6 protein-coding genes are annotated in these 6078 nt (G+C 68.1%); all 6 read right to left on the bottom strand.

The annotated features are described in order from the left end of the window. Positions 1 to 444: 444 nt before the first annotated feature. A complete protein-coding gene (locus AQJ46_RS50965) occupies positions 445 to 1263 on the bottom strand; it encodes an SAM-dependent methyltransferase (protein ID WP_059212181.1) in 819 nt (272 codons plus the stop codon). 783 nt (positions 1264 to 2046) lie between these two features. Next, positions 2047 to 3153, bottom strand: coding sequence for a ferritin-like domain-containing protein (locus AQJ46_RS50960; protein WP_263972931.1), 1107 nt, complete (start codon positions 3151 to 3153; stop codon positions 2047 to 2049). An 820-nt stretch (positions 3154 to 3973) separates the two neighbouring features. Beyond that, positions 3974 to 4096, bottom strand: coding sequence for a type B 50S ribosomal protein L36 (ykgO, locus tag AQJ46_RS50955; protein ID WP_026084623.1), 123 nt, complete (start codon positions 4094 to 4096; stop codon positions 3974 to 3976). 47 nt (positions 4097 to 4143) lie between these two features. Further along, positions 4144 to 4404, bottom strand: a complete 261-nt coding sequence (locus AQJ46_RS50950; RefSeq protein ID WP_059212179.1) for a type B 50S ribosomal protein L31 — start codon at positions 4402 to 4404, stop codon at positions 4144 to 4146. 46 nt (positions 4405 to 4450) lie between these two features. After that, positions 4451 to 4615, bottom strand: a complete 165-nt coding sequence (gene rpmG, locus AQJ46_RS50945; RefSeq protein ID WP_057614607.1) for a 50S ribosomal protein L33 — start codon at positions 4613 to 4615, stop codon at positions 4451 to 4453. 153 nt (positions 4616 to 4768) lie between these two features. Then, positions 4769 to 5278 (bottom strand): NUDIX hydrolase, encoded by a 510-nt coding sequence (locus AQJ46_RS50940; RefSeq protein ID WP_225887681.1) that lies wholly within the window; start codon positions 5276 to 5278, stop codon positions 4769 to 4771. Positions 5279 to 6078 lie beyond the last annotated feature (800 nt).

The raw sequence follows: 6078 nt of genomic DNA, 5'->3' as shown, positions 1-6078 counted from the left end.
CCTGCTCCGCCATACCTCACACCGTATCAACCCCCATGCGAGCGGCGGGTGTCGGCCGGTGGACGGCGCACGCCGGTCCGCCCTGGCGGCGAACCGGCTCCCCCTGCCCTCCTCTTCAGGAGCTTCGTTTCCTCCCCGGCCTGAAGGCCGGAGTATCCACGAAGGACGATGAACTGGATGTGGGGAACGTGTCTGCAGAGCCAGTCTCCGCTCTGGCGCTCCCGGTACTGACGGCCGCTGACCGAGTAGTGCGCGGTCTTCCAAGAGGCGATCACCGGCTCGATCAGCCCCCACTGCTCACGACCGCCGGTCGACCGGGATAGCCCTGTCACGCGTTCAGCCCGCGACAACGCACCTATGCACTCAGATGCCTTCCACTCGGAGCCTCGGCCTCGGCCTCCGCTGTGCCCGCGCCACCTCACATCACGGCATCACAGCGCGACGTCACGGCTTGCGGGCGAGCCCGCCGTGTTCGGCGATGACTTCCTCCGCGGCCGGGCCGGTGGAATCGGGTCGCCAGAGGGGGACCGAGACGACACCGGGGTCCAGAAGCTCCAGGCCGTCGAAGAACGAGGTGATCTCGTCGACGGTGCGCAGGTTGTACGGCACGGCGCCGCTCTCGTTGTACGCGTCCTGGGCCTGCTCGAAGACCGGGTCGACGCCTCGCGAGCCGTCGTTGATGGAGAGGTAGCTGCCGGACGGCAGCGCTCCCATCAGGTGGGTGATGATGGAGCGTGCCTGGTCGTAGTCGGCGACGTGGCCCAGGATGTTGCTGAGGATCAGGGCGGTGGGCCGGCTGAAGTCCAGCGTGTCGGTGGCGGCCGCGAGGATGCGGTCCGGGTCCAGTACGTTGGCGTCGACGTAGGCGGTCGCCCCCTCCGGCGTGGAGTAGAGCAGGGCTCGGGCGTGTGCCAGGACCAGCGGGTCGTTGTCGACGTAGACGATCCGGGCCTCGGGGGCGAGACGCTGGGCGACCTCATGGGTGTTCTCGGCGGTCGGCAGGCCCGTTCCGACGTCGAGGAACTGTCGTATGCCCGCCTCGGCGACCAGGTACGTGATGTTGCGGCGCAGGAAAGCACGGCTGCTGCGCGCGATGGTCACGATGCCTGGGAACACGGCGGTGTACGCGTCGCCGGCCTGCTCGTCGACGGGGTAGTTGTCCTTCCCGCCCAGCCAGTAGTTCCAGATGCGGGCCGAGTGCGGCACCGAGGTGTCGATCTTCTGATGCGCCGCCGGGCCGGGCGTGGTGGCGTGGTCAGTCATGGCTACCGTCCGTCTTTCCGCTGAAGCGAGGGGTTCCGGTCACAACCTATGGCTCGACACCCTTGCTCCGTACGTCAGTTCACATATTCGGTGCGTCTCGGCAGGGGTCTTCGGAGCAGGCGGGTCAGCCGCAGTTGGAAGCCGAGGGCGGCGTGTCCCCCAGCGGGGGCTCTGGCGGAGATCGACGCGCTGGGGGCCCTCCGAGGCGCGGGAGTTCAGCCCATGATCCGGCATTTCCAGAAGCGGTACGACAGAGCGGTCCAGGAGGCCGAATCGGTACACCCGCACCTCGAGGCCAACTCCGAAGGGCAGCCCGTGGCATGGGCGGGGACCGCAACGAGCGATGGCTGACCTGCCGGACTGGCATCCGCCACGTACGACGGCCGGGGCGGATGCGCGTTCGGCGCCGTGGCTGGCTCCGCCACTGGAGTCGGCCCGGTGTGCTTCGTACACATCGGGGGGTACGTCGAGCGAGTCCTCGGGTGAGCGGCGTACCGCGCGTCGGCGATGGCCATGACGTCGGGGCTGAGCCACATGCGCGAAAAACCGGGCGGTGCTCTTTGGCCGAGCACGACGATTCCTTCGCTCGCCCCCGTCGCCGACTTGGTGGACGTCGGCGACCGAGAGCACAGCGAGGGTATGCATCTGAAGAGACGAGAGAGCCTCGTCTGCCGAGACGGACCCGTGTTGAGACCGGGCGTGGCCGCAACTGCTCCGGTTACGGCGCCCTCCCGGCAAAGGCCTGCTGTACTTCGCTCCAGTTCTTTCCCGTGCACGAGCCCGTCAGGGCAGTACGTGGAACTGGGGGCCGTATGTGCTGCGAGTGCCGGGGATCTCGGTCTCCATGAGCCGTACGGCGGGCTCTTCCAGGGCGTGCATGGCGTGAATGGCCGCACCCAGGGAGCGGGGGCCGCCGTCACCCCAGGCGGCGTCGAGGGAGTCGAGCAAGGTGGTGTAGGTGGTGTCGAACCGGTGCAGGACCTCTTGCACGGGCGCCGGCGGGCCGGGCCAGCCGCCGGCCGGGACCGGGGCCATGGGGCGTGCCTCGGGGAAGGGGACGGGCGCCCCGGTGAACGTCCAGCCCGTCTCGGTCTGCCGCAGTTGCCGGCCGTGGTAGATCTCGCCGAAGGCGTAGTAGTGGGCCGGGTGGTCGTCGGCGAAGGAGTCGGACGGTGAGCTGCTCGTGCCCTCGCCCTGTTCCCTGATGATGTCGATGGAGCGCTCTGCGTCCACGAGGGTCTCCACCGGCCGCAGTTCGTCGGATCCGATGTGGGCGCTCAGCTGCCCGCGGGCCGACAACTGCGGGGCCACGGCCCTGAAGCCCTGCAGCACGGCGCCGTAGAAGGCGCCGATGGTGGGCGGGGCGCTGTCGCTGAGGGCGAGTGGATCCTCGGGGGCTTCGACGGCCATCATCACGTCGTGTACGAAGGACCTGGTCAAACCTGACAGGTACACCGTCACGCCGGCGCGTACGCCGCCGGGCAATGGGCCGGGGTAGGTGGGTGCCGCCGCCCTGATCCGGGGCCTGCCACCCACGGCCACGAGCAGGTTGCACACCACGCCCAGGTGGTACATCTCGTCGTCGATGATGCGCCGGATCAATCGCGCGGCATCCGCGCCGCGGTCCCTGATGGACCACCAGCCGCACAGGTACGGCGGGATGGTGGACAGTTCCAGCCCCACGGCGACCTGTAGCGCCGACCTGAGCCAGTCGATACCGCGGTCGTCTTCGGGCATGGACAGCAGCCGCGCCACGGAGTCGAGAGGCCACGGGTCGGCTGGTCCGTTGTGGGGACCCGCGGCCGACGCCGGTGCGGCTGCCGCGGTGGCCGACGCGCCAGCCGTCATGGCGGCCGTGGCCAGGAAAGTCCTGCGCTTGAATGGAGCCACCGCTGGCCCCTTGACGTCTTCCCTCACACCAGTCTTCCTCGCCTCGCAGTGGTGGCCCTGCCTCCGCTGCAGGCGTACGGGACCATAGATCAGCTGGCGAAGCTAGCAGGCATCACCGCAGATGAGAGGCTTGACGGGTAGACGTGGCGCCAAGGTCACCCTGTCAGACCAATCCGGTGGAAGCCTGGGAGGCAGCGCACTTCCGAGCCGGCGCAGCGCTGTGACCTGTCGTGGACATTCGGCACTGCGCCAGCACGCCCAGCGCCGGCTGGTCCCCGCTGGGGCCTCTTCGGTCCGGGCGGGGTACATCCTCACAGGGAGCCGGTGGATGTCGTACTACGACGGCCAGACGGTGACGTCCTTGAGCGCGCGCGACGTCGATCACCTTGCGCCGCTGGCCGGGTCGTGGGACTCGGGCGCCCCAGCAGCCCGGACCCCGAGGCCTACGCCAACGCCCGGGAGGCGCCCGCATGCTTTGCCTGCTGCCCCGACGCGGTTCGTGGTCAGCCTGGTCCCGGTTCATGGGGTATCTCCAGGGGGCGAGGACACGCAAGCTACGGCGGGGAAGGTGTCGGGCGGGGGGCGATTCCAAAAGACCGCGAGTCAACGACTCGACCCCGTTCCCCTCTCACGACAGGTGCTCTTTCTCGCCATGATCGCCTGGCGGGCCTCATCCGGGCCCGGCCGGTACCTGCCCAGGAAATGCTGGTACTCCGACGGATCGACGGGTACGGGGCGTCGGTGCGCGCCGGCTGCAGATCGGGCAGCGGCCCGGCACCGCGGGTGCGATGCCGGGCCGCTGAAGTGCTGCGCAGTGGCGTCAGCCTTGACGGGCCTTGAAGCGGGGGTCCTTCTTGTTGATCACAAAGGTCACGCCACGCCTGCGCACCACCTGAGCGCCGGGTCTGGCCTTCAGCGAGCGCAGGGACTTGCGTACCTTCATAGCGGCCTCCTATTGCACGGCTTTGCAGGGGTAAGACGGCTCGGCCGTCAGGGACGGACGGGAGCGGTACGGCCGTAGCGTCGCTCGAAGCGTTCCACTCGGCCCGCGGTGTCCACGACCCGCGAGGTGCCGGTGTAGAACGGGTGACTCGCGGACGAGATGTCCACGTCGACGACCGGGTACTTTGTGCCGTCCTCCCACTCCACCGTGCGCTGCGTGTCGAGTGTGGAGCGGGTGAGCAGCTGGAAGCCTGCCGCGCGGTCGCGGAAGACAACGAGGCGGGAGACGGGGTGAATGCCGGACCTCATGGGTGGTGCCTCCTCGAGAAACCTCGGTCGACGACCGAGGCGGGCGTCATCGTTCTTCGCGGAACAGAACGTGCTTGTCGGCCACCGAGTCGTACTTGCGGACGACCAGCCGGTCGGGGTTGGTCAGACGGTTCTTGCGCGTCACGTAGGTGACTCCGGTGCCGGCCGTCGACCTGAGGGTGACGACGGGCCGCGTGGTGCTGCGTGCCATGAGGTACTCCTTTCACCACCACCGAGTGCTTTGACTCGGTCATGTCATGCAGTCGTTGCAACAAAGCCCTCCAGCGCTTCATTCCCGATGGCCGGGTGCCGCAGCGAGCAGCCGAGCGAAGCAGGCCCGTCGCACTCAGCTCGACTTTTAGCCTCACCCTTGATGGTGGGAGAAGCCGGAGTCCCACTCGCGAGTCAGACGGGCGAGGTAGGCGTCCAGGGGCTGAACACGTCCCGGGAGGGGGTCCCGAAGATTCCACCAGCGGATGGCCACGATCTCCTCGTTGGCCTGGAAGCGCCGAACAATGGCGGTTCGGCCGGCGAACAAAGCCGCGTACTCGGTTCGCTGCTCGGGTGCCAGTACGAAGCCCGCGTAGCCGATGAACTGCAACGGCCCGTCGGGCTCCTGACCGCTCTCCTCCAGTAACTCGCGTACGGCCGCCTGCCGTGGGGATTCACCGTCCTCCACTCGCCCCCCGGGTAGTTCCCAGCCCTGGCGCCATCGATCGAAGACCATGAGGACGCTGTCGGCACGCCAGAGGGCGACCAACGCCGCCGGCACCGGTGCGTCACGCGGTGGCGCCCCTTCAGCCCCGGGCGCGAAGGAGATCAAGGTGTTGCCGCGATCATCGACCGCGAGCGGTGGCACGTCAGAAGGCGGCACCTCGGTATGATTCCCAGTCGCTCGCCGGAACTCCCCGCTCCGACGCCGACGGACAAGACGCCGGGACATAGGTGAGCGAGTTTCGGAACCCCGCTCCTACGCGACGTGCCGCCGCCGGTGTCAGGAAACCCTGTGAGTGTCTGCTGAGGTCTGCCAAGCAGAACCCGTTGTTATCTACTGTCCGCTTCAACGGGCGGGGATGGACGGTTCCAGGTGGCGTCTGACCGGCGGACAACCTTTCGAAGTTCGCGGGCACTTCGTGGCGATATGGCCTGCATCACGGTGTCGAGGAGGGCTCGGGCTTCGAGGGGGTTGCCGCAGTAGTCCCAGTGCACGTTGCCCCACTCGTAGTCGTGCCACAGATCCCGCTCGGGCTGGTGGACGTACTTCCTCCACAGGCCCACAGCCGTGCTGACATCGCCTGGCTGCAGATAGTTGCGGGTGTGCTCGAGACGGTTGATCTCGGACAGTGCACGCGAAGACAGACCGTCGATGACTGGCCTTGCACCCGTTGTCAGGTGGCTGCCGGGGGCGCCGGCACGGATCTGTCCTGGCCGTCTACGCGCCATGGACCTTTCGGTACGTCGTCATCGGGTCTGTCCTTGGTGGATACCCCGGCGTTTAGGCCGGGGAGGAAACGAAGCTCCTGCGGAGCAGTGCAGGGGAAGCCGGTTCGCCGTCAGGGCGGACCGGCGTGCGCCGTCCACCGGCCGACACCGGCCGCTCGCATGGGGGTTGATACGGTGTGAGGTATGGCGGAGCGGGTCAAGCGGGCGTTCAGGTACCGCTTTTACCCCACT

This window comes from Streptomyces canus (assembly GCF_001514145.1).
GTDB classification, from domain to species: Bacteria; Actinomycetota; Actinomycetes; order Streptomycetales; family Streptomycetaceae; genus Streptomyces; species Streptomyces canus.
This window is presented reverse-complemented; position numbering and strand designations above follow the sequence as displayed.